The following is a 21792-nucleotide window of genomic DNA, read 5'->3' as shown; positions in this document are numbered from 1 at the left end:
TAAATGGGAAGGGATAAAAAATTTAGGAATTTATTTATAGCAAGTAATGTTATGGCGGCAGTTGCAGCCTATGCTTCACTTTTCTTAGGCGAAAATATAAACGAAGTATATTTCTGGGGGATAATTATTTCTGTAGTATTTATAATACTAGGACTAGCAGCAAGAAGCAAAGCAATGTATTATAAAAAATTGCAAGAAATTAGAGAAAACTATGGTAAAGAGAATAAGCGAGAGAGAAAGTTTGAAGATATTAAATTATTATTTGATGCACTAAAATACAAAACTCCGGGAGAGATATATGTTGATGATCAAACTTATTTAGATTTAAATATGAACGAAGTTTTCAGAAGGGTGGATAGAACCTTATCTTCGCCAGGAGAGCAGTATCTATATCATATTTTGAGAAATCCAATCTTAAATGAAGGGAAATTAATTAATAGAGATAAGACTATAAGGTTTTTCCAAGAACATAGCGAAATAAGAGAAAAAATCCAAGCTAGCTTATTAAATCTTGGAAGACAGCGTAATAATACAATAACATCTTTTTTATGGGAGCAGATTTCCTATAAAACTTCCATGAAGCCATTGCTATATTTTCTAACAATACTAGCGTTTGGTTCTTTAGTTTCAATACCATTTATTGGTATATATAAAGCGCTTATTTCTATATTTGTTATATATGCTGCTAATCTCTATGTTAGTACTAAAATTAAAGCTAATATTGGTACAGAAATTAAGGCTATGGGATACTTAGGTAGAATTATTTCCCTTGCTGAAATTATGGGAAAAAACGAGGATAAAGGTATAAAAGAATATACTTCAAAGCTTAAAGAAAAAGCAAGTATTTGCAAGATAATAACAAAAAAAAATTCTGCTATTAGTATAGGAAGAATAGAAGGCGTGGATATGTTTTACGAGTACGTTAATATATTCTTTTTACTGGAGGCTAGAGGCTTTTATAGAATAATAGATGAGGTTAAGAAGCATTGTGAAGTATTAAGAGACATTTATTTAATTTTAGGGGAAATTGATGCATTAATATCAATTGCTTCTTATAGAGATGGACTTTTGGAATATACGGAGCCTAAGCTAACGAAGGGATTTAAGCAGATTGTGGGTGGAAATATAAAACATCCATTAATAGAAGCTGCTGTAGGCAATTCTCTAACTATAGAAAAAGGTGTTATTATAACTGGTTCAAATATGTCAGGCAAGTCCACTTTTTTAAGGGCGGTAGGTTTAAATGCATTATTCGCTCAAACTATTTTTACATGTCTTGCTACAAGCTATGAAGGTGGATATTTCAATATAGTGTCTTCAATGACTGTTAGCGATGATATAACTAGTGGGAAAAGTTATTATTTAAGTGAGGCAGAAGCATTATTTAGAATAATTAATGATTGCAATACTGATGTAACAAATTTATGCCTTATTGATGAGATTTTTAGGGGAACCAACCCTATTGAGAGAGTAAATGCTTCAGCTGAAATTTTAGCATATCTGTCTAATCATAATTCATTAGTAGTAGTAGCTACACATGACCTTGAAATAACTAATATGGTAGGAGATTTGTATGCGTGTTATTATTTTACTGAGAACGTAGGACAATATGGGTTGGATTTTGATTATAAAATAAGAAAAGGGGTATCTTCTACTAGGAACGCAATAAAAGTACTTGAATTTATGGGGTATCCAGAAGAAATTATTCATAGAACCAATGAAAGAATTACAAAAAGTCAAATATAAATATAATCATGCGAAATGTAAATATATAGATGCCACTTGCCACGAGGGTAGCCCCTTTGGAAAAGGGGTGGCACAAGGAGGAAATAATTATGAAAGCAGAAATACTAGCAGTAGGAACTGAAATATTACTAGGGGATATAGTCAATACTAATGCACAATATATTGCTAAAAGATTTGCGGATCTAGGAATAGCAGTTTACCATCAGACGGTAGTTGGAGATAATAGGGAAAGACTTTTAGACGCATATGCATTAGCTTTTAGTAGAGCTGATTTAGTTATAACTACAGGAGGACTCGGACCTACAAAGGATGATTTAACTAAGGAAGTAACTTTTGAATATTTTGGAAAGAAGAGTGTGGTTCATGAACCATCTCTAAGGATTCTTGAGGGCCATTTTAGAGATTTGAATAGACCAATGACGAAAAACAATGTGAAACAGACATATTTTCCGGTAGATGCAGTTATAATTCCTAATAATAATGGTACAGCACCAGGATGCATAATAGATCAAAACGGAAAAACAGCTGTACTTTTACCTGGACCACCTAGAGAAATGAAACCTATGTTTGAAGAGACTGTAGCTCCTTATTTGCAAAAGTTTCAGCAAGGTATATTAGTTTCAAAGGTGCTTAGAGTTATTGGAGTAGGAGAGAGTAAAGCTGAAGAAATGATAGAAGATATATTAGATAATCAAACAAACCCTACGGTGGCTCCCTATGCTAAAGATGGAGAAATGACTTTTAGAATTACAGCAAAGGCTACTACTTACGATGAAGGTATAAAACTTATGGGGCCTATGGAAACAAAAATACGTAGTAGGTTAGGTAGTAACATTTATGGGGAAGGTAATACAACACTTGAAAATGTACTTTCTGAAATGCTTGTAAGCAAAAAAATGACTATAGCAACGGCTGAGTCCTGCACAGGAGGAATGATAGCCAGTAAACTTATAAATTACCCAGGGATATCTTCTGTTCTTCTGGAGGGCGCTGTAACTTATAGCAATGAGGCTAAAATCAATAGACTCGGAGTAAAGACGGAAACCTTAGAAAAATATGGCGCAGTAAGCAGTGAAGTAGCAGCAGAAATGGCAGAGGGGATAGCAAAAACTGCAGGAGTAAATATTGGAATTTCAACCACAGGAATTGCAGGGCCAGGTGGTGGAACCGAAGAAAAGCCGGTGGGACTTGTATATGTTGGTTTATGCATAAATGGTAAAGTTAAAACTAAAATGCTTAAATTATCTGGTGATAGACAAAAGATAAGGGAAAGGGCAACTATGCAACTGTTAGACTTAGTTAGAAGAGAACTCTTGTAATATCAAGAGAACTCTTGTAATATCAAGAGAACTCTTGTAATATCAAGAGAATTCTCCTAACACCAAGAGAATTCTCGTAATTATAAGGGCAAAGTAAAGTCTACTAAAACAGATGAAAAAGGATGTGGTGCAAATGCATAATAAAGAAATAAATATATGTTTAGTAGGATTTGGAAATGTAGCACAGGGATTTTGTAGAATGTTAATAACTAAAAATCTAGAAATTAAAGCGAGTACTGGATATGAAGTTAAAGTCACAGCTATTGCAGGTAGGTCAAAAGGTTCTATTATTAACTCTATTGGCATAGATCTTACTAAAGCCCTTAGAGAGGTGAAAAACACTGGAAGATTTGATCCAAATGCAGAGGATACGGTTACTATGGAAACTCTACAGGTTATTAGAAGTTGTAGTGCAAATTTATTAGTTGAACTAAGCACCTTGTCTATTCATGACGGACAGCCAGCAATAAATCATATAGAAGCTGCATTTGATATGGGCATGCATGTTATAACAGGGAATAAAGGGCCTATAGCTTTTAAATATAATGAGCTTCGTTACAATTCAATAGACAAAGATCTTCAGTTTTTGTTTGAAACTACTGTAATGGATGGCACCCCTATCTTTAATTTTGTTAAATACACTCTACCAGGGTGTAAGGTTCTATCCTTTAGAGGGATACTAAATTCAACCACTAATTTTGTTTTAGAAGAAATGGAAAATGGAAATAGTTATGAGGATGCTATTAAAGAAGCTAAAAAAAGAGGGTTTGCAGAGGTTGACCCATCAATGGATATTGATGGATGGGATGCTGCGGCAAAAACTGCAGCTTTACTAAATGTGTTGATGGATGCCAATATAAATCCTACAGAAATAGACAGACAAGGAATAGCACATATTACTTTAAAAGATATAGAAAAGGCTAAAGAAAAGCAGTGTAAAATTAAGCTGTTATGTGAAGGATATATTGAAGATAATGTAGCAAAAGGTAGGGTGCATCCAGTTTGTATAAGTAGTAATGATATATTTAGTAATATAGATGCTACATCTTCTATATTAGCTATAACAACAGATTTAATGGGAGAAGTGCAAATAATAGAAAAGAATCCTGAAATTCAGCAAACAGCTTATGGTATATATAGTGATTTACTTACACTTATAAAGAATTTGTAATATTGAAATGCAAGGAACTTAGAAGAGCTAGATAATTATAATATACTTTTAAAATATGTAAAAACAGAACTATAAAGGCACATATCATTTCTGATATGTGCCTTTAAAAAATATGTTCTATTTAGTAGTAACAGGTGGAACAAAAACTCTTGCTGCAAGTTCAGTATCTAGCATATAAAGACTTGCTGGATCATCCTTGATTCTTGAAAGCTTTTTAATAATAGCTGTAAAGTTAGATTCTTCTTCCACTTGTTCATCAACAAACCACTTAAGCAAGCTTATAGTGGCATGTTCTCTCTCTTCTGTAGCAATGTCAGTAAGATTATAAATTCTACTAGTTACAATCTTCTCATGTGCTAAGGATACTTCAAAAACATTAAGGAATGATTTAAACTCATTTTGAGGGTTAGGCATTCCTTCTAATAATACTCTTCCATTCATTTCATTTACATAATTATAAAATTTCATAGCGTGAAATTTTTCTTCTTCGGCTTGTACTTTGAAAAAATTTGCAAAGCCATCAAAATCTTCTGCGGCACAATATGCTGCCATAGCTAAATAGATGTGTGCAGAATAAAATTCAAAGTTTATCTGGTTGTTAAGTTCTCTTAATAATCTTTCGCTTATCATAGTAATCCTCCTCGTAGTTATCCTGGATATAAAATACTAATTATATCCTTGAAAATGTCCATATATAATGGATTTATTTGTTTGCACCATGATAGTTGCTTTTAATTAATTATAATTATTAAACAATATCAATAGTATATAATATTCATAGTATACACCAAATGGTTTATACTGTATACATTATTAACTAAAGTTCAAAAAATATTAATATATCTTTTTAATATCATTATTTAGGGTAGTAGTTTCTCTAAATTTACAATTCCGGAACCTTGCATATATTTTGGTGAGTTTATTAAGTTTGAAGATACCTTAAGTAATGCCAATGTATCTTTGAAACATAAATCAATGTTATTTTCATATAAAAGAGCACAAATACCGCTTATAAAAGCAGCCGAACAGGAAGTCCCTGTATAAGTCGTATATAAATTAGTGATATGAGAAGGATAAAGTTTCATACCATTTTTTTCAGAGATAAATTGTTTGTCTGATAGGCAGGAACAAATATCAACACAGGCAGCAATCAAATTTGGCTTATCAAGTTTCTGAAAAGGCCCACAGGAAGAGTATTCATATATTTTTGGAGTTCCAATACTATCATAACCACCAACAGTTATACAATTACTAAGTGTAGCTATGCCCCTTATTGAACTTTTAATACTATTATTGCTTCCGCTAGGAACAATTATTACAAGGCCTTTTGATATTGCAAGGTCGAATAATTTTGAAAATAGTGAAAGCATAAACTCATTAGTTTCCATAGTTTCAAAAGGAAGGAGAATAATTTTAATTTTCAAGTCATTACTTTCATTAATTAAAGTTTCTAATGAAAATAGAATATCGGAAATAAAGCCTTTTCCTATTTTATTGAAGGCTTTAATCATATAAAGGTGGCTATTTTTAGCGACTCCTCTGTACATACCCTTTGAACCATAACCACTACCACATATTAAACCGCTGATAAAGGTACCATGACCATTATCATCATAAGGATACTTTAAATTATTAACAACATCTACAAACTTTTTAATTCTATTGCTTGGATTCAATAAATCACAATGGGGATATACACCACTATCAATTATTCCAATGCCAACGCCCTTTCCGGTAAGGTCATAGTTACTCTGAAAGGAGACATCATTAGATGAGAGTATGCTATTACCACATAATTGTGCATAGGAATCATAAATTATATATGATACCTGTGGATACTCTAGTAATCTGTCTATAGCATTAGAGGATAAAATAGCGCAAATACAGTTTACTCCCGGAATATGACGTAAAATATCGCACTTTAAAGATTGAATTTTATTTATAGTTTTAATTTCAAGAGATTTACAGTATATTATTACTCTATAATTTTCATATAGGTTACTTAGTAAAGCGTGCCTTAAGGAAGGATCTAACTTATTTTTCAAGGAAAACATGTATGCCTCCTAAGATATTGTTACATTATTATATTATATGCAAACTTTTATAATATGTTAATTAAAAATTAAAGTATATATTATCATTGTAATATATACTTTAAAACGTTATTCTTCACATTCGCTAAATGAAAACATTTCCTCACACATGTTAAAGAAAGCATTAGCAACAGGAGTTAAGGTTCGTTTTGAATTAACAATCAAATATAGATTTCTTTTTAAGTGTAAATCGCTAATTGCACTTATTTTTATTTTACTTCGATCAATATAATCAAATGATATTTTTTTTGAAATAATAGATACACCTGTTCCCAGCTTTACAAATTGCAGTAGATTGTCTAAATTATTAACTTCGCAGAATACGTTTAATAAATTGGGGTTTATACCATTTGACTCAAGAGCTGTATCTAGGGTACTCCTAGTTGCTGATTTTTTATCTCTAATTATAAATTTATATTTTAACAAATCCTTTAGAGTTATTTCATCAGGAATATTTAGGTCAGTACTAGAAACCAAAACAAGATCGTCTTCCATAAGCTTGTAACTTTTAATTTTTTCGTTTTTAATTGTTGTCCCAACTATACCAATTTCACAGTTAAGATCTAAAATATTTTTTATTATATCTCCAGAGCCTTGCTCTGTAATATTAAAACGAACATCAGGGTAGAGGGCACTAAATTTTTTTATAAGGTCTGGAACCAATGAATTACAAGGGGTAGTGCTAGCTGATAAATGTAATTTACCAGATACTTTCGTGTTAAAATTAGATAGATTAGAAATAGCATTATTACGAGTACTTATTAAATTAATTGCATATTCTAAAAAAGATTCACCAGCTGGTGTTAAGTAAACTACTTTGGAAGTCCTGTCAAAAAGTTGGACGTTTAATTCTTTTTCTAAGCTAGCGATATGGGAGCTTATTGTAGGTTGAGATAGGAAAATCATACTGGCTGCCTTAGAAAAGCTTTTAAACTTGGCTACGCTAGTGAAAGCTTCAATTTGTTTGAAATCCATAACGGGTCCTCCTTGAATATATATTGAAACTATAAATAGTAGTTTGTTTTAAATTGTTTATACCATACATCTATAATTATGCATATATTTATAGATAATTTCAACAGGTTATATGAAAAGAATATTTTAGCTCAAAAAAAATAGAAAGAGATTACTACCCTTTCCATTTAAATATTATTATACCCACAATCATTGTTCCAACGCCTATAAATTTAGACAGTGTAAACTTAATTTGATTCGCACCAAAAATTCCCAAGCTATCAATTAACCCAGCTGCTAAAAGTTGAGCTACTAATATAGTGGCAATGGAATAAGTTGGTCCTAGCTTAGTTATGCCTTGCATAACAGTAAATATAATTATTGAGCCTAGGACTCCTCCTAGTAAATACAATTTATTTACTTCTTTTATAGCGTTAAAATTACCATTGCCAACTATAAGAAGTATTAATAATGTCAGTATTAAACCAGAACCTTGAACTAAAACGTTAGTTTCCCAAAGGCCGATTTTTTCACTTGCTCTGGTATTAAAAACACCTTGAAGACTCATACAAATGCCTGCAATTATAGAAAAAATTAAACCCAATTACAATCACGCTCCTTTAGGTTAGTTTACCCAGAATGTATTGTAATATTTAAAAATATAATTTAATATCCATTGTCCTGTCTTTCATGATTAATATTGTTTTTATATAAATATGCATTTTGGATATCTTCACTACTAAATCCTAAGTTTTTACCTAAGCACAAGAAATTTTGAAAGATAGTTGTATAGTTATCCAATGAAGAAGAAGTTATAAAATCTGAAATATTTACATATAAATCTAAAAATTGCTTATATAATTCTGAAGTATTATATTTAGTATTTAAAGTTACATCATCAAAATTCTTTTCCAGCCCTATACTTAAAATAAAGTGAAGACAATCAACATATTCTTCAAGAATTATATCTTTAATTGAAGGTTTTTTTGTGCTCCAGAATTTAAAACAACGAGTTTCATTTGCTAGTTCCCCCAATTCCACTTGAAGGGAGAGTATTTTTTTTGGTAATAATTGCATGCCCTCTAGATTATGTTCTGTTAGAATTCGTTTGTCTAAAGTAGTTTGCATTTGAAATAGTCTTTGTAAATTCATATTTGAAACCGCCTTTTTATTAAATTATGCATATATTATAGAGAATATTTTTTAACCACCATTTGTTCTTTATTATTTATAGGTTTCCAAAGCTCTATTGCATTCAAGGTAACAGTCTTTGAGAAATTTTCGTCTTTAGCTAAATTACAAGCGGATAAATACTCATTGTCAGACCACTCTCTATCAGCAAAATTTGTATTAGCAAGTGAAATGTGTATGTTCCAGTTATCAATGTCTTCCCTAACAGTAAATCCCTGTGACTTTAATAGAGTATTTATATTTTTAGATAATTCATATATTGTGCCTTTATTTTTAATGTTTAAGTTAACAGATTTAAATGGAGGGTCAAAACAAATCACTCCATTTATATCAACTTGAAACTTAGTATAACCCTTTAAAATATGTTTTATGGAAATATCCAAATCCAAAAGATCAGGATTAGTTATTATTTCTAAAGTTATATGAAGCATAGGTAAATTGTCATCAGATTCATATAGGTTATATTTTTTACATAGTTTCTTTTGCATAGATTTCATATATTCATAAGAAACTTCATCAAATATGCCAACTAAGTAGTAAATCATTTTAATCACTCCCTTATGAAATATATAAGTTTTAAAATTTAGTAATCACGAAGAGTATAGGTTTTAACTAGCATTTCTTTTTTATTACTAATTTGTTTCCATAATTCAAGTCTAGAAACCTTTGCAAATTTAAAAAAATCATCTTTATCTAAACTACTATCAATAGAAATAGTACCTCCATTAGAAGACTTTTTAATTATGTGATTAGCATTAGCTAATAGAATATGCAAATTAATAGCTTCATTATCTTTATTAACATTAAAGCCATGCAAATCTAAGGTATCTGTAATACTTCTTGCTAGACGATAAATATAACCTTTATCTTCAACTTTAAGACTTACTTGACTGAAATTTTCGCTTAAACCAATATTATTATTTAAATCCACTTTGAATTTTTTATAAGGACTTATAATTTTGGAAACAACTACATCTAATTTTTCCAAATCAGGATTTGTAATAGCGGTTATAGGAATATAAAGATTAGGTGAACTCTTATATAGTTTAAATTTCTTACAAATATCTCTTTGAATATTTTGAACTGTAGAGTTAGATTCATCATCAAATAGTGCAACTAAAAAATATTTCATATCTTTCCTCCGAGTAAAATTAATAACCAAGATTGGTTAATATTATTTTGATTAAATTATAACTATATTATAACATAATATTTGAGTTTTGTATTTTATGTGTAAATTTATGTATACAAAAATAATTCAGTCCAAGTAATTTATACTTTTTTAATTATTAGCATAATTAATTTTAATAATGCTAATAATAATTTTGTAATTAATATAGAGAGGAAGGTGCTTTTTTTATGAAACATAATGATAGTATTGGTTGTACAGTAAATGAATGTAAATTTCATTGCAAAGAAGATAACTATTGTACTTTAAACAAAATTGAAGTTACAAAACATGAGAGTATTGCTAAAACACCAGAATGTACTGATTGCGCAAGTTTTAAAATATCATAACAGTAGAAAATCACTCGTATTTTACGGGTGATTTTTTAGTATTATGATAAAAACCATAATACTATTTTACATTTACAAAATAAATGTTAGAATATAATGTAGGTATGGTATAATTAAAGAATATAAATAAAAATATAGGTAACACAATATATAATGTATAGTGAGGATGGTACAAGTATGGATAAATTGGTAATTAACGGAGGTCGACGTGTTTTTGGTCAAGTGGAAATAAGTGGAGCGAAAAATGCCGCAGTAGCAATTCTGCCAGTGGCAATAATAGCGAGTAAGGGTAAGTGCATCATTGAAAATATTCCGGATATAGAAGATGTGAATTGTATCGAAAGAATATTAGAAGATTTAGGCTGTGAAATAAAAAGAGATAAAGACTCAGTGTCTATAGATAGTTCTAACACAAGTAGTAAAGATGCTAACACAGAAGATGTAAGAAGAATGAGAGCATCTTATTATCTTATTGGTGCGCTTTTAGCTAGGTTTAAACAGGCTAAAGTAGACCTTCCCGGGGGGTGCCCTATAGGCGTGAGACCTATAGATCAGCATATAAAAGGGTTTGAAGCGCTTGGAGCAACGGTAACTATTGAAGATGGTGCTGTAAATGTTAAGGCAGAAAAATTAATTGGAACTAGTATTTATTTTGATGTTGTTAGTGTAGGTGCAACAATAAATGTAATGACTGCTGCTACACTTGCAGAAGGAACAACTATTTTAGAGAATTCTGCAAAAGAACCACATGTTGTTGATGTAGCTAACTTTTTAAACTCTATGGGAGCTAATATTAAAGGGGCAGGTACTGATGTTATAAGGATTATAGGCGTAAAAGAATTAACAGGATGTACCTATAGTGTAATCCCTGATCAAATTGAGGCGGGTACCTTTATGATAGCGGCAGCTGCTTGTGGTGGAGAATTAACTGTGAATAATGTCATTCCTAAGCATCTTGAATCAATTTCTGCAAAGCTTATTGAAATGGGAGCAGAGGTACATGAAGGTGGAGACAGTGTTACTGTTAAAGCCGAAGGAAGACTCAAGGCTGTAAATATTAAGACCCTTCCTTATCCAGGATTTCCAACGGATGTTCAACAACCGATGAATACACTTTTAAGTGTTTCAGAGGGGAAAAGCATAATAAATGAAAGTATCTGGGAATCTAGATTTAAACATGTGGATGAACTTTTAAAAATGGGTGCAAATATAGAAGTTAAAGGAAGCGTTGCTACAGTATATGGCGTAGATAAACTTATAGGAACTGTAGTAATAGCATCAGATTTAAGAGCAGGAGCAGCACTTGTTATAGCAGGGCTTATAGCAGAAGGCACTACGGAAATTTTAGGAATTGAACATATTGATAGAGGATATCCAAATATAGAAGAAAAATTCAGGAGTATTGGAGCAGACATAAGGAGAGTTACTACATAACAATATAAAATCAAAGGAGACAATTATGATATTTTGTCCATTATATAGTGGAAGCACTGGAAACAGCATATTTGTAGAGTCAGAAAACACAAAAATTTTAGTGGATGCTGGTATGCCAGGAAAAAGCATTGAAAGTGCACTTAAACATATAAATCAAAATCCGAGTGATGTGGACGGTATTTTTGTCACTCATGAACATTCTGATCACATAAAGGGTGCAGGGATTATATCTAGAAGATATGACATACCAATCTATGCAAATATAAATACTTGGAAAGCTATGGAGAATAAAATAGGTAATGTAAAAGAACATAATATAAAGGTTATTTATAATAATTCTGTAGATATTAAGGACATGCATATAATAAATTATAATATATCACATGATGCAGCAGAACCTATAGGATACGCTTTATACAGTGGCAATAAGAAAGTTTGCATAGCTACAGATTTAGGCTATTTTTCAGAGGAAGTAAAGAATATAATAAAGGATGCAGATGTAATTTTACTTGAGAGTAATCACGATGTAGAAATGTTAAAGTTTGGTCCTTATCCTTATCCATTAAAAAGAAGAATATTAAGTGATGTGGGTCATTTATCCAATGAGGCATGCGGGAATGCAATAGTAGAAATAATGAATGATAAACAAAAACATATTGTTTTAGGTCATTTAAGTAAAACTAACAATTATCCTGAGTTAGCATATCAAACAGTGATTAATATTCTTAATGAAAACAACATTAAAATAGGTAGAGATATTTCTTTAACCTTAGCTAGAAGAGATATGCCTAGTGATGTAATTGAGTTTTAAAGGGGGAGGTCAAATATGAAAAGAAAAGTTAAAATATTATTATGTTCATTGTTACTTGTTTCAACGGTGTCATTTTTCGGGTGTGAAAAAAAAGACGCGAAAAGCGTTGCAAATAAAGAAAAGCTTGAAAATCTAAAACTCCCCCTAGAAAAAGAGGATTTAGTTGAGTTCGGTCTTTACTTTGATGGGTCTAAAGACGATACTACAGTAGAAATAATTAAAGATGTTAGGCTTATAAATAAAGAAGAGCTTATAGGGGAAACTATTATGCAAGAGCTTATAAAAGGACCTACAGCAAAAAGTGAGCTAAAACCAATATTGTCCAAAAAAACTAGATTATTAAGTTTTTCTATTAAAGACGGTATCGCTCATGTTAATTTAAGTAAAGAAGCTAAAATATCTATGTCAGAAACAAAAGAAAGAATTTGCCTAGAAAGCATAGAAGCTTCATTAACTCAATTACCATCTGTAGAAAGAGTTAAAATAACAATGGAAAATAAGAATGCCGATACTTTAGGTGGAAACTTTGATATATCCAAACCTTTTAACAAAAGTGAAATAACTTTAATTAAAGAATAAGAACTATGTATTCGATTTGTGAAATTTAGATATATGTGTTGAAAACTAATGCAATCTTTATTATAATAATGGAATGTAACAAAATACATTACGATTTAAAGGAGAATAGAAAATGGGCTTATATAAAGAATGGACAGATATGGTGGTTGATTATGTTAAAAGTAAAGGAGAACCTGCATTTTGGAGTGAATATGGAGAAGTTGAAAAACGGATTTATACTAAACTATTAGCAAATCATAAAGAGGAACCTAAGGGAAGAGTAGAAGAACTTGCAAAATACTTTGATGTATCAAATGTATACTTTATGGGATTTACTGATGGAATAAATGATAGTCTTATTCAATCTGTAGACTTAGAAAAAACTGAAGTGGATACAGAAGTACATTTTAAAATAGACTTTGAAAAACTTTATTTCAATATGTTAGATGCAAAAGCAGATTATCTGTATGAACTTCCACAATGGGAAGGAATCTTTTCTAAAGAAAAAAGAAAAGAAATTCAAAGAGATTATAAAGATTCTAAAACGGTAGTGAATACTGAAAAAATTGGAAGAAATGATGCATGTCCTTGTGGTAGCGGGAAAAAATATAAGAAATGTTGTGGAAAGTAATCTACAATATTCTGTAGTAAATCTATATTAATTGAATAGTTAACTCAATATATATGATAATAAATAAAACTTTGCACTTTTGTGTGGGGTTTATTTTTTTTTGAAAGGTCTACAGAATGCATAAAATAATACTTGTTGACCAATGGGGTCAATGATGTTAGAATATTATTAATATATTATAATCCTTGTTAAGTAATCATAACGTATGAAAGAGGGTGAACAAAATTTATTCGAAGTTTTTAAACTTAAATTTAGCAAAACAGGAAAAAATACTGGGGGCGTCTATTGCCGAATTTGCAGATAAAGGTTTTGATAAGGCGTCTACAAACGAGATCGTTAAAAAGGCAGGAATATCAAAAGGGATTTTATTTCACTACTTTAAAAACAAGAAAAATTTATTTATATTTGTTTATGATTATGCTATGGAACTTTGCATGAATGAATTTTTTAAAAAGGTTGATGAGGAAGAAAGGGATATTTTTATAAAATTACGACAAATAGTATCCTTTAAATTGGAGCTTATGTATAAATACCCTATGATTTTTAAGTTTTTTGAAGTAGCGTTAGGCGAAGAATGCAATGAGGTAAAAAGCGAGATAGAAGAAAGAAACAAAAAACTTATGGAGAGTAATTATAGTAAAGTATTTAATAATATTGATGCATCTAAATTCCGTGATGGGTTAGATGGAAGTAGGGCTATGAATATTATATTGTGGACGTTTGAGGGACTTTCTGCAAATGAGCTTCAAAAGGCAAAAACAACAGTCTCTAAACGGGTTGATTATGAAAAAGTGTTTGGTGAAATGAATATTTATATCGATATATTTAAAAATTCTTTCTATAAATTACCTTAACGTAAAGAAATCTATTTCAACTATAAACTAACAACCATACTAAGGGGGTATAAAAATGAATGTTATTGAAATAAAGAATTTGACTAAAAGTTACGGAAAGGCAAGAGGAATTATAGATGTGTGTTTTAATGTTGAGCAGGGAGAAATTTTTGGATTTATTGGGCCTAATGGTGCCGGAAAATCAACACTAATAAGAACACTATTATCTCTTATTTATCCGACCTCTGGCAGTGCTACAATTTTTGGTAAGGAATGCGTTGAATTTGGACCAGAGATAAAAAGAGAAATAGGATATCTACCATCGGAGGTTTTTTATTATGACAATATGAAGGTTATTGATCTACTAAAGTACTCAGCTAGTTTTTATAAGAAGGATTGTAGCAAGAGAATTAGTGAACTAGCCCAGATAATGGATCTTGATCTTAATAAAAAAATTGATGATCTATCCTTTGGTAATAAAAAGAAAGTTGGTATTGTCCAAGGACTTCTACACGAACCTAAACTTATTATACTTGATGAACCTACTAGTGGACTCGACCCACTTATGCAACAGAAATTTTTCGAACTCCTAGAGGAAGAGAATAAGAAAGGGGCAACAATTTTATTTTCTTCTCATATTTTGGGGGAAGTTCAAAGGCTATGTAATCGCGTTGCAATTATTAAAGAGGGAAAAATAATAAAGGTAGAGAAAATTAGTACCTTACAAGAAAATAACCATAAAAAATTTAAAATAGAATTGAAATCAAAAGTAGATGATAATTATTTTAATATAAGTGGTGTAACTAACTTAGATATAAAGAGTAACATAATAAGCTTTTTATTTAGAGGTAATATTAATTTTATAATGAAAAAGATTTCAGAAATAGAAATTACTAATCTTTGGATTGAAGAGCCAGACCTTGAAGAGATATTTATGCATTACTATGAAAAGGAGGACTAAAAGCTATGAATATGTTTTTACACGAAATGAAGGCTTATAGGAAATCCAATATTATATGGACATTTACTCTAGTTGCACTTGTTATACTTATGCTTGCAATGTTTCCAGCCTTTTCAAAGGAAGCAGAAACATTTAAAAAGCTACTGGAAGGATTCCCAGAACCAGTAAGAAAGGCATTGGGTATTTCAGTAAATAGTATATCTTCTATATTAGGATTTTACTCTTATATATTTTTATATATAACTCTATGTGGAGCCATACAAGCTATGAATTTAGGAACCTCCATTGTATCAAAGGAAGTTCGCGCAAAAACAGCTGATTTCCTTTTAACAAAGCCTGTTACGCGTTCGCAAATTATGACATCAAAGCTAATGGCTGCACTAACTTCGCTAATAATTACAAATGTAGCATATTTGATTGCTTCTAGCGTTATGGCAACCATGGTAAAAACAGAAGAATATAGTTTTAAGATATTCTTTATGATATCTATATCACTCTTTTTAGTTCAGCTTATGTTTCTTGCTTTAGGGGTCCTAATTTCTGTTGTAGTTCCTAAGATTAAATCAGTGCTACCAATTTCTCTTGGTACTGTATTTACATTCTTTATTATTGGAATGCTTGCATCTACTACAGGAGATGGTGCTATGAGATATATTACTCCCTTTAAGTATTATGACACAGGATACATCATAAAAAATTCTAGTTATGAGGCTTTATATATTATAATAGAAATAATATTTATGATTGTAGCAATTACGGCAAGTTACTTTGTGTATTGTAGAAAGGACGTACATGCTGTTTAAATGGGACTAATAATTCATAGTAATAAGGAATGAATAAAAGGAGGTTAGGTTATGAATATATTTAGTGTAGAGATGAAGGCACATAGAAAAAGCCTTATTATATGGGCTTTTGGTATTATATTTATGGTTGCGGCGGGTATGGGTAAATATGTAGGAATGTCATCTTCAGGACAATCTATGAATGAGTTAATGGATCAAATGCCAAACTCTATGAGAGCTATTATGGGAGTAGGTACTTTAGATTTGTCAAAGGCAAGTGGTTTTTATGGAGTGCTGTTTTTATATTTATTGCTTATGGCAACGGTGCATGCTGTTATGATTGGTGCTGATATAATTTCAAAGGAAGAACGAGATAAGACTACGGAATTTTTACTTGTAAAACCAATTTCAAGAGCAAAGATTATTACATCAAAACTATTGGCCGCCACAATGAATATTTTAATATTTAATATTATCACTTTGGTTTCATCAATAATTATAGTAGGTAAATACGGCAACGGTGAATCTGTAAGTGTAGACATATTAATTTTAATGATTGGGATGTTTATTTTGCAAATTATGTTTATGGCTATCGGAACAGCCATAGCTGCTGTAAATAAAAACTCAAGGGTAGCTATATCTATATCCACAGCAGTGCTTTTAATCACTTTTATATTATCAATAGTTATAGACATAAGCGGTAAAATTGATTATTTGAAATACCTAACGCCATTTAAATATTTTGAAGCGAAGAATTTGATGTTTGGCGGTGGACTTAAATGGAATTTTGTTATATTATCAATTGCAATTATAGCTGCAATGGTGCGCATCACATATGTATTTTATGAAAAAAGAGATATGAATATATAGTAATGCTATAAAAAAAATATATGATAGTAACGTAGATGGTGATTTAAAGTTTCATAGTGCATATATATGATGAAGGAGAATTAAAATGAATATAACTATAATTTGTGTAGGGAAAATAAAAGAGAAATATTTAAAAAGTGCTATAGGTGAGTATGCTAAAAGACTATCTAGATACTGTAAACTGAACATTGTTGAATTAAGTGATGAGAAAACTCCCGACAATGCCTCTGAAAAAGAAGAGATTATGATAAAAGATAAAGAAGGCCAAGTAATACTTAAGAGCATAAAGGATAATATGTTTGTAATTGCTTTAGAACTAAAGGGAGATATGATATCTTCAGTGGAGCTTTCAAATTATATAAGAGACTTAGGTATAAGAGGCGAAAGTAATATAGCTTTTGTTATTGGGGGTTCATTAGGGCTATCTAAGGCAGTTTTAGATAGATCTAATTATAAATTATGCTTTTCAAAGATGACTTTTCCTCATCAATTATTTAGAGTGATGTTGCTTGAACAAGTGTATAGAGGGTTTAGGATAATAAGTGGGGAACCGTACCACAAATAACGTAATTAGCATTAAAGCATCATGTTGCTATATTTAATAGCTGTGTGATGCTTTAATTAGTCTTTGACTTTTAAGTAGCCAGAAATTTTAACTTTAGGTTCCTCTCTTTTTAGGTTCATTTCAAACCTTTTGGGTGTGTAAATAATTTTCTGTTTTGTGAATTCAACGTTTTCATCACTAAGATGTATACGGATGGTTTCTGAAGTATCTTTTTCGTTCTACAGGCACATCAACTCTTTTTACTTCTTCTATAATTTCCTTGCCAATTTCTACGTCACCCTTTTGAACTCTACTTTTGGAGATATCAAGTTCTTCTTTACGGAGTGTGAGTTTTGCTGCATCATCGATGACCTCTTTGCTAGGGGCATCACTTTTTTTGAGAATTCCTTCAAATATGCTCATATATAAATACCTCCATCAATTAATAATTTTGATACGTTTATATATTGTCCTTTAAGAAATATATTACCCTGCTTAAAAATTAGTAAAAAGGGCAAGAATGCATATGGCATTATGTTTTTAACTCCGTTATGTGGTTTCTATTAAGTAATTAATCGCCTATAAGTGTATCGTCTGGATTTGTTTGTTCGATATACTTATCTAGATTTAATAGCTCTATTATATCATTTGGATTTATATTGGCTATATATTTAGCTATAGCTATTTTAATTGCTGCGTCCCCAGGCTCTGGAGAGAGGTCTATCTCTTTTTCATTTAATACTTGGAGCCATACTTTTACTTTTAACTTAATTAATTCAGATTCTATAGTAATGAACATTTAATGTTCCCCCTCTTATTTATGTTGAAAAACGTATAAACTTTAATTTAATTATGATTCTAAAATACTTATGCTATATTAGTATATTTATTACATTTATTATTAATACTAATAAAAAGGAATTTAACTTAAATAAATATATATTGACATCAAACATATTTTGGAATACAATTACTTTAAATTAAAAACTGTGAAGAGGAAAAGTAGATAATTTACTGTTAAAAGAGAGAGAAACTCATCGGCTGAAAGGTTTCTTAAGCAAGTATTATTGAAAACCACCTCTGAGTTGATTACTGAACACAAGTAGGTAATTCCGCAAACCGGCGTTAGAGGTATTGAGTGACAGAAGAGATTTTAATTTATACTTTCTGTAATTTGGGTGGAATAGGGACAAAAGCTGTCCCTAAATCGCGGTTTAACTCGTCCCTTATTTAGGGATGGGTATTTTATTTTTTGAAGGAGGAATATTTATGTTAAAGGTTGTATTAAAGGATGGCAGTGTAGTAGATTCTAATGACGAAGAAGGAAGAAGGGCACTAAGGCATACCACTTCTCATATACTTGCTCAAGCAGTAAAGAGATTATATCCAAGTGCTAAATTAGCTATAGGTCCAACCATAGATAATGGATTTTATTATGATTTTGACATGGAAGAATCTTTTACTATGGAGATACTTGAGAAAATTGAAATAGAGATGAGAAAAATAGTAAAGGAAGAATTAAGATTAGAGAGAACGGTAGTTTCTAGGGAAGAAGCCTTAAAGTTTATGGAAGAGAAAGGTGAGAGTTATAAAGTAGAACTTATTAATGATCTGCCAGAGGATGAAGAGTTAACTTTCTTTAAACAAGGAGATTTTATAGACCTTTGTGCGGGGCCACATGTATTATCAACTTCAAAGGTAAAAGCTTTTAAACTGTTATCAGTTGCAGGGGCATACTGGAGAGGTAGTGAAAAAAATAAAATGCTTCAAAGAATATATGGAACAGCCTTTGCTAAGAAGAGTGAACTTGATGAGTATCTAAATATGCTTGAAGAAGCGAAGAAAAGGGATCATAGAAAACTTGGGAAGGAACTAAAGTTATTTGCTTTAATGGATGAAGGACCAGGGTTTCCATTTTTTCTACCCAAGGGTGTAGTTTTAAAAAATAAGTTAATTGAGTATTGGAGAGAAATTCATAAAAAGGCTGGTTATGTTGAAATAGAAACTCCTATGATATTAAATAAAGAGCTTTGGGAGACATCTGGGCATTGGTCTCATTATAAAGAAAATATGTATACAGTAAATATAGATGGAGAAGAATTTGCTATAAAGCCGATGAACTGCCCAGGTGGAATGCTTGTATATAAAACAGAAACTCATTCCTACAGGGACTTACCAATAAGAGCAGGAGAGTTAGGAAAGGTTCATAGACATGAACTATCTGGAGCACTGCATGGACTTATGAGAGTTAGAGCATTTACTCAGGATGATGCTCACATATTTATGTTACCAGAACAGATAAAAGATGAAATAAAGGGAGTAGTTAAACTTATAGATGAGGTTTATTCAAGGTTTGGATTTAAATATAGTGTAGAACTTTCAACAAGACCGGAAAATTCTATGGGAAGTGACGAAGAGTGGCAATTAGCAGAAAATGCGCTTCAGGGGGCCCTTGAGGAAATAAATATGGATTTTACGATAAATGAAGGGGACGGAGCATTCTACGGGCCTAAGATTGATTTTCATTTAGAAGATAGCATAGGAAGAACATGGCAATGTGGAACTATACAATTAGATTTACAACTTCCTCAAAGATTCAACCTTCAATATATTGGAAGTGACGGAGAAAAGCATAGGCCGATTGTTATACACAGAGTAATATTTGGTAGTATAGAAAGATTTATTGGGATTCTGATAGAGCATTTTGAGGGTAAGTTCCCAACGTGGCTGTCACCAGTTCAAGTTAAAGTACTACCTATATCGGAACAGTATAATGATTATGCAGGGGATATAGTAAATAATTTAGAAAAAAATAATATAAGAGTTAGCATAGATTCAAGAGCAGAAAAGATAGGTTACAAAATTAGGGAAGCTCGAAGCGAGAGATTGCCATACATTATTGTTGTTGGTGAAAAAGAACAAAAATCAAGTAGTATATCTCTTAGAAGTAGGGTGAATGGTGATGAAGGTAGCTGCCTTCTTATGGATTTTATTTCAAGAGTTACCCAGGAAATAAATAGTAAGAAACTAGATAATTAGTTTCATAGATAGTTTGATTCGTCATTTTAAGCGGTGCGGAGTGAAATAATAATTGAAATACAGCTTATAATACCCTATAATAAAACAAACAAATGAAATTTAATGAGGTGTATTTATGTTAAAAGTTATTGTTGTTGGTGGCGGTCCTGCTGGGATTATGGCAGCCATTAGTGCATCAAAAAATAATGAAGTTATATTAATAGAAAGAAATAACGAAATTGGTGCTAAACTAAAACTAACAGGTGGGGGCAGATGCAACATTACAAATAATAGAGACATAGAGGAATTTTTTGATAAAATAGTGAGTAATAAAAAATTTTTATATAGCGCTCTTTATACATTTTCAAATATTCAACTTTTAGAGTATTTTAGAGAAAATGGATTAGAATATAAGGAGGAACTTGACCAAAAGATATATACCAAAAGTGATAAGGCAGATGAAGTTATAGAAGTATTAAAAAGCGATTTAGCACAAAATAAGGTTAAGATTATGTATAACAGCAAAGTCCAAGAGTTAATTATTAAAGATGGGGAAGTTAGAGGCGTAATAACTGACGAGGGAAAACGAATTTTAGGGGAAAAAGTAATTATCACAACGGGAGGAAAGAGTTACCCTGATTCAGGCTCAGATGGTTCTATGTTTGAAGCATTAAGTAACCACGGACATACTATAACGCCTTTATATGCTGCCTTAATTCCCTTAGTTATAAAGGAAGAGTTTATTAAGAGTTTACAAGGAGTTTCAATGAGGGATGTTGTAATTTCAGCTAAGATTAAAAGGAAAAGTATAGAAAAATTTGGTGACATGATATTTACTCATTTTGGAATATCAGGACCGGCAGTACTAAAGCTTTCATCTTATATAAATAAAGCTTTAGTAGAGGGAGAAGTGCAAGTTACCTTAGATTTTTTAAGAGACATATCTAAGACTGAAATATCAGAAATTATGAGGATAAGCCCAAATAAGACTGTACTTAATAATTTAAAAGGCACTCTTCCACAAAACTTCTTAAAGGAAGTTTTTAATCTGTTAGGACTAACTGAGGTTAAGGTTAATGATTTAAAGAAAGCAGATGAGAATAAAATAATCGGCTATATAAAGGAAATGAAGCTAACAGCAAGAGAAACACTGTCAATTAAAGCAGCTCAAGTAACTTCAGGTGGGGTTAAAGTAAAAGAAATAAATGCTTCAACCATGGAATCAAAGCTTATAAAAAATCTTTATTTTGCAGGAGAAGTTATAGATATTGATGCAGAAACAGGTGGATATAATCTTCAAATGGCATTTTCAACAGGGTATTTAGCAGGAAGCAATTAAGAGAAACCGACTTAGCTAT

The 21792-nt window shown here is 31.0% G+C and carries 24 protein-coding genes and 1 other annotated feature; of the genes, 15 read left to right on the top strand and 9 right to left on the bottom strand.

All coding sequences use genetic code 11. The features are described from left to right. Positions 1-3 precede the first annotated feature (3 nt). The 3 genes from ACREWB_RS10100 (at position 4) to ACREWB_RS10090 (ending at position 4236) form a co-directional block, all read left to right on the top strand. The gene (locus tag ACREWB_RS10100) at positions 4-1746 is read left to right on the top strand and encodes a MutS-related protein (RefSeq protein WP_431547327.1); all 1743 of its coding nucleotides are present in this window, start codon (positions 4-6) and stop codon (positions 1744-1746) included. A gap of 89 nt (positions 1747-1835) precedes the next feature. After that, positions 1836-3065 (top strand): competence/damage-inducible protein A, encoded by a 1230-nt coding sequence (locus ACREWB_RS10095; protein ID WP_431547326.1) that lies wholly within the window; start codon positions 1836-1838, stop codon positions 3063-3065. A 133-nt stretch (positions 3066-3198) separates the two neighbouring features. Beyond that, positions 3199-4236, top strand: a complete 1038-nt coding sequence (locus ACREWB_RS10090; RefSeq protein ID WP_431547325.1) for a hypothetical protein — start codon at positions 3199-3201, stop codon at positions 4234-4236. A 117-nt stretch (positions 4237-4353) separates the two neighbouring features. Here the strand turns inward: ACREWB_RS10090 and ACREWB_RS10085 are convergent, their stop codons facing one another. The 7 genes from ACREWB_RS10085 to ACREWB_RS10055 all read right to left on the bottom strand — a co-directional run bounded on the left by ACREWB_RS10085 (position 4354) and on the right by ACREWB_RS10055 (position 9606). Continuing rightward, positions 4354-4866 (bottom strand): ferritin, encoded by a 513-nt coding sequence (locus tag ACREWB_RS10085; protein WP_431547324.1) that lies wholly within the window; start codon positions 4864-4866, stop codon positions 4354-4356. A 230-nt stretch (positions 4867-5096) separates the two neighbouring features. Further along, complete coding sequence (locus tag ACREWB_RS10080; RefSeq protein ID WP_431547323.1) at positions 5097-6290, bottom strand: S8 family serine peptidase; 1194 nt, start codon at positions 6288-6290, stop codon at positions 5097-5099. 108 nt (positions 6291-6398) lie between these two features. Next, entirely contained in the window at positions 6399-7304 is a 906-nt protein-coding gene (locus tag ACREWB_RS10075) for a selenium metabolism-associated LysR family transcriptional regulator (RefSeq protein ID WP_431547322.1), read from the bottom strand. A gap of 154 nt (positions 7305-7458) precedes the next feature. After that, positions 7459-7887 (bottom strand): DMT family transporter, encoded by a 429-nt coding sequence (locus tag ACREWB_RS10070; RefSeq protein ID WP_431547321.1) that lies wholly within the window; start codon positions 7885-7887, stop codon positions 7459-7461. A 62-nt stretch (positions 7888-7949) separates the two neighbouring features. Continuing rightward, the gene (locus ACREWB_RS10065; RefSeq protein ID WP_431547320.1) at positions 7950-8435 is read right to left on the bottom strand and encodes a dUTP diphosphatase; all 486 of its coding nucleotides are present in this window, start codon (positions 8433-8435) and stop codon (positions 7950-7952) included. 35 nt (positions 8436-8470) lie between these two features. Next, the gene (locus tag ACREWB_RS10060) at positions 8471-9019 is read right to left on the bottom strand and encodes a 2'-5' RNA ligase family protein (protein WP_431547319.1); all 549 of its coding nucleotides are present in this window, start codon (positions 9017-9019) and stop codon (positions 8471-8473) included. Positions 9020-9057: 38 nt separating this feature from the next. After that, positions 9058-9606: a hypothetical protein gene (locus tag ACREWB_RS10055; RefSeq protein ID WP_431547318.1), complete on the bottom strand. Its 549-nt coding sequence runs from the start codon at positions 9604-9606 to the stop codon at positions 9058-9060. Between the two features lie 227 nt (positions 9607-9833). On the opposite strand from ACREWB_RS10055, the gene ACREWB_RS10050 reads away from it, so the two are divergent. The 10 genes from ACREWB_RS10050 (at position 9834) to rlmH (ending at position 17437) form a co-directional block, all read left to right on the top strand. Continuing rightward, positions 9834-9992, top strand: a complete 159-nt coding sequence (locus ACREWB_RS10050) for a DUF1540 domain-containing protein (RefSeq protein ID WP_431547317.1) — start codon at positions 9834-9836, stop codon at positions 9990-9992. 177 nt (positions 9993-10169) lie between these two features. Then, complete coding sequence (murA, locus tag ACREWB_RS10045; RefSeq protein ID WP_431547316.1) at positions 10170-11426, top strand: UDP-N-acetylglucosamine 1-carboxyvinyltransferase; 1257 nt, start codon at positions 10170-10172, stop codon at positions 11424-11426. Positions 11427-11451: 25 nt separating this feature from the next. Beyond that, complete coding sequence (locus ACREWB_RS10040; RefSeq protein ID WP_431547315.1) at positions 11452-12237, top strand: MBL fold metallo-hydrolase; 786 nt, start codon at positions 11452-11454, stop codon at positions 12235-12237. A 15-nt stretch (positions 12238-12252) separates the two neighbouring features. After that, positions 12253-12816, top strand: coding sequence for a GerMN domain-containing protein (locus ACREWB_RS10035; protein WP_431547314.1), 564 nt, complete (start codon positions 12253-12255; stop codon positions 12814-12816). A 112-nt stretch (positions 12817-12928) separates the two neighbouring features. Beyond that, on the top strand, positions 12929-13426 hold the full coding sequence (locus ACREWB_RS10030; protein WP_431547313.1) for an SEC-C metal-binding domain-containing protein: 498 nt from the start codon (positions 12929-12931) through the stop codon (positions 13424-13426). Positions 13427-13641: 215 nt separating this feature from the next. Next, the gene (locus ACREWB_RS10025; protein ID WP_431547312.1) at positions 13642-14280 is read left to right on the top strand and encodes a TetR/AcrR family transcriptional regulator; all 639 of its coding nucleotides are present in this window, start codon (positions 13642-13644) and stop codon (positions 14278-14280) included. Positions 14281-14335: 55 nt separating this feature from the next. Then, on the top strand, positions 14336-15220 hold the full coding sequence (locus ACREWB_RS10020) for an ABC transporter ATP-binding protein (protein WP_431547311.1): 885 nt from the start codon (positions 14336-14338) through the stop codon (positions 15218-15220). A gap of 5 nt (positions 15221-15225) precedes the next feature. Beyond that, a complete protein-coding gene (locus tag ACREWB_RS10015) occupies positions 15226-16023 on the top strand; it encodes an ABC transporter permease subunit (protein ID WP_431547310.1) in 798 nt (265 codons plus the stop codon). A gap of 51 nt (positions 16024-16074) precedes the next feature. Beyond that, positions 16075-16872 (top strand): DUF2705 family protein, encoded by a 798-nt coding sequence (locus ACREWB_RS10010; protein WP_431547309.1) that lies wholly within the window; start codon positions 16075-16077, stop codon positions 16870-16872. 85 nt (positions 16873-16957) lie between these two features. Continuing rightward, entirely contained in the window at positions 16958-17437 is a 480-nt protein-coding gene (gene rlmH, locus ACREWB_RS10005; RefSeq protein ID WP_431547308.1) for a 23S rRNA (pseudouridine(1915)-N(3))-methyltransferase RlmH, read from the top strand. Between the two features lie 177 nt (positions 17438-17614). Here the strand turns inward: rlmH and ACREWB_RS10000 are convergent, their stop codons facing one another. Next, positions 17615-17839: a DUF2382 domain-containing protein gene (locus ACREWB_RS10000; RefSeq protein WP_431547307.1), complete on the bottom strand. Its 225-nt coding sequence runs from the start codon at positions 17837-17839 to the stop codon at positions 17615-17617. A 148-nt stretch (positions 17840-17987) separates the two neighbouring features. After that, complete coding sequence (locus tag ACREWB_RS09995; protein WP_431547306.1) at positions 17988-18215, bottom strand: hypothetical protein; 228 nt, start codon at positions 18213-18215, stop codon at positions 17988-17990. 181 nt (positions 18216-18396) lie between these two features. Then, positions 18397-18623, top strand: a binding site (T-box leader). Between the two features lie 62 nt (positions 18624-18685). Here ACREWB_RS09995 and thrS point away from each other — a divergent pair. Beyond that, positions 18686-20455, top strand: coding sequence for a threonine--tRNA ligase (gene thrS / locus ACREWB_RS09990; protein ID WP_431547305.1), 1770 nt, complete (start codon positions 18686-18688; stop codon positions 20453-20455). Positions 20456-20570: 115 nt separating this feature from the next. Further along, on the top strand, positions 20571-21773 hold the full coding sequence (locus tag ACREWB_RS09985) for a BaiN/RdsA family NAD(P)/FAD-dependent oxidoreductase (RefSeq protein ID WP_431547304.1): 1203 nt from the start codon (positions 20571-20573) through the stop codon (positions 21771-21773). Positions 21774-21792 lie beyond the last annotated feature (19 nt).

The sequence above is a fragment of the Clostridium sp. genome, from assembly GCF_050717635.1.
GTDB lineage: Bacteria > Bacillota > Clostridia > Clostridiales > Clostridiaceae > Clostridium_AD.
This window is presented reverse-complemented; position numbering and strand designations above follow the sequence as displayed.

Coding starts and splice junctions, on each gene's coding strand:
- ACREWB_RS10080 (WP_431547323.1), bottom strand. CDS start 6,290: ATGTTTTCCTTGAAAAATAAGTTAGATCCTTCCTTAAGGCACGCTTTA.
- ACREWB_RS10060 (WP_431547319.1), bottom strand. CDS start 9,019: ATGATTTACTACTTAGTTGGCATATTTGATGAAGTTTCTTATGAATAT.
- ACREWB_RS10100 (WP_431547327.1), top strand. CDS start 4: ATGGGAAGGGATAAAAAATTTAGGAATTTATTTATAGCAAGTAATGTT.
- ACREWB_RS10075 (WP_431547322.1), bottom strand. CDS start 7,304: ATGGATTTCAAACAAATTGAAGCTTTCACTAGCGTAGCCAAGTTTAAA.
- ACREWB_RS09995 (WP_431547306.1), bottom strand. CDS start 18,215: ATGTTCATTACTATAGAATCTGAATTAATTAAGTTAAAAGTAAAAGTA.
- ACREWB_RS10030 (WP_431547313.1), top strand. CDS start 12,929: ATGGGCTTATATAAAGAATGGACAGATATGGTGGTTGATTATGTTAAA.
- rlmH (WP_431547308.1), top strand. CDS start 16,958: ATGAATATAACTATAATTTGTGTAGGGAAAATAAAAGAGAAATATTTA.
- ACREWB_RS10000 (WP_431547307.1), bottom strand. CDS start 17,839: ATGAGCATATTTGAAGGAATTCTCAAAAAAAGTGATGCCCCTAGCAAA.
- ACREWB_RS10010 (WP_431547309.1), top strand. CDS start 16,075: ATGAATATATTTAGTGTAGAGATGAAGGCACATAGAAAAAGCCTTATT.
- ACREWB_RS10040 (WP_431547315.1), top strand. CDS start 11,452: ATGATATTTTGTCCATTATATAGTGGAAGCACTGGAAACAGCATATTT.
- ACREWB_RS10090 (WP_431547325.1), top strand. CDS start 3,199: ATGCATAATAAAGAAATAAATATATGTTTAGTAGGATTTGGAAATGTA.
- ACREWB_RS10095 (WP_431547326.1), top strand. CDS start 1,836: ATGAAAGCAGAAATACTAGCAGTAGGAACTGAAATATTACTAGGGGAT.
- thrS (WP_431547305.1), top strand. CDS start 18,686: ATGTTAAAGGTTGTATTAAAGGATGGCAGTGTAGTAGATTCTAATGAC.
- murA (WP_431547316.1), top strand. CDS start 10,170: ATGGATAAATTGGTAATTAACGGAGGTCGACGTGTTTTTGGTCAAGTG.
- ACREWB_RS10055 (WP_431547318.1), bottom strand. CDS start 9,606: ATGAAATATTTTTTAGTTGCACTATTTGATGATGAATCTAACTCTACA.
- ACREWB_RS10065 (WP_431547320.1), bottom strand. CDS start 8,435: ATGAATTTACAAAGACTATTTCAAATGCAAACTACTTTAGACAAACGA.
- ACREWB_RS09985 (WP_431547304.1), top strand. CDS start 20,571: ATGTTAAAAGTTATTGTTGTTGGTGGCGGTCCTGCTGGGATTATGGCA.
- ACREWB_RS10015 (WP_431547310.1), top strand. CDS start 15,226: ATGAATATGTTTTTACACGAAATGAAGGCTTATAGGAAATCCAATATT.
- ACREWB_RS10050 (WP_431547317.1), top strand. CDS start 9,834: ATGAAACATAATGATAGTATTGGTTGTACAGTAAATGAATGTAAATTT.
- ACREWB_RS10020 (WP_431547311.1), top strand. CDS start 14,336: ATGAATGTTATTGAAATAAAGAATTTGACTAAAAGTTACGGAAAGGCA.
- ACREWB_RS10035 (WP_431547314.1), top strand. CDS start 12,253: ATGAAAAGAAAAGTTAAAATATTATTATGTTCATTGTTACTTGTTTCA.
- ACREWB_RS10085 (WP_431547324.1), bottom strand. CDS start 4,866: ATGATAAGCGAAAGATTATTAAGAGAACTTAACAACCAGATAAACTTT.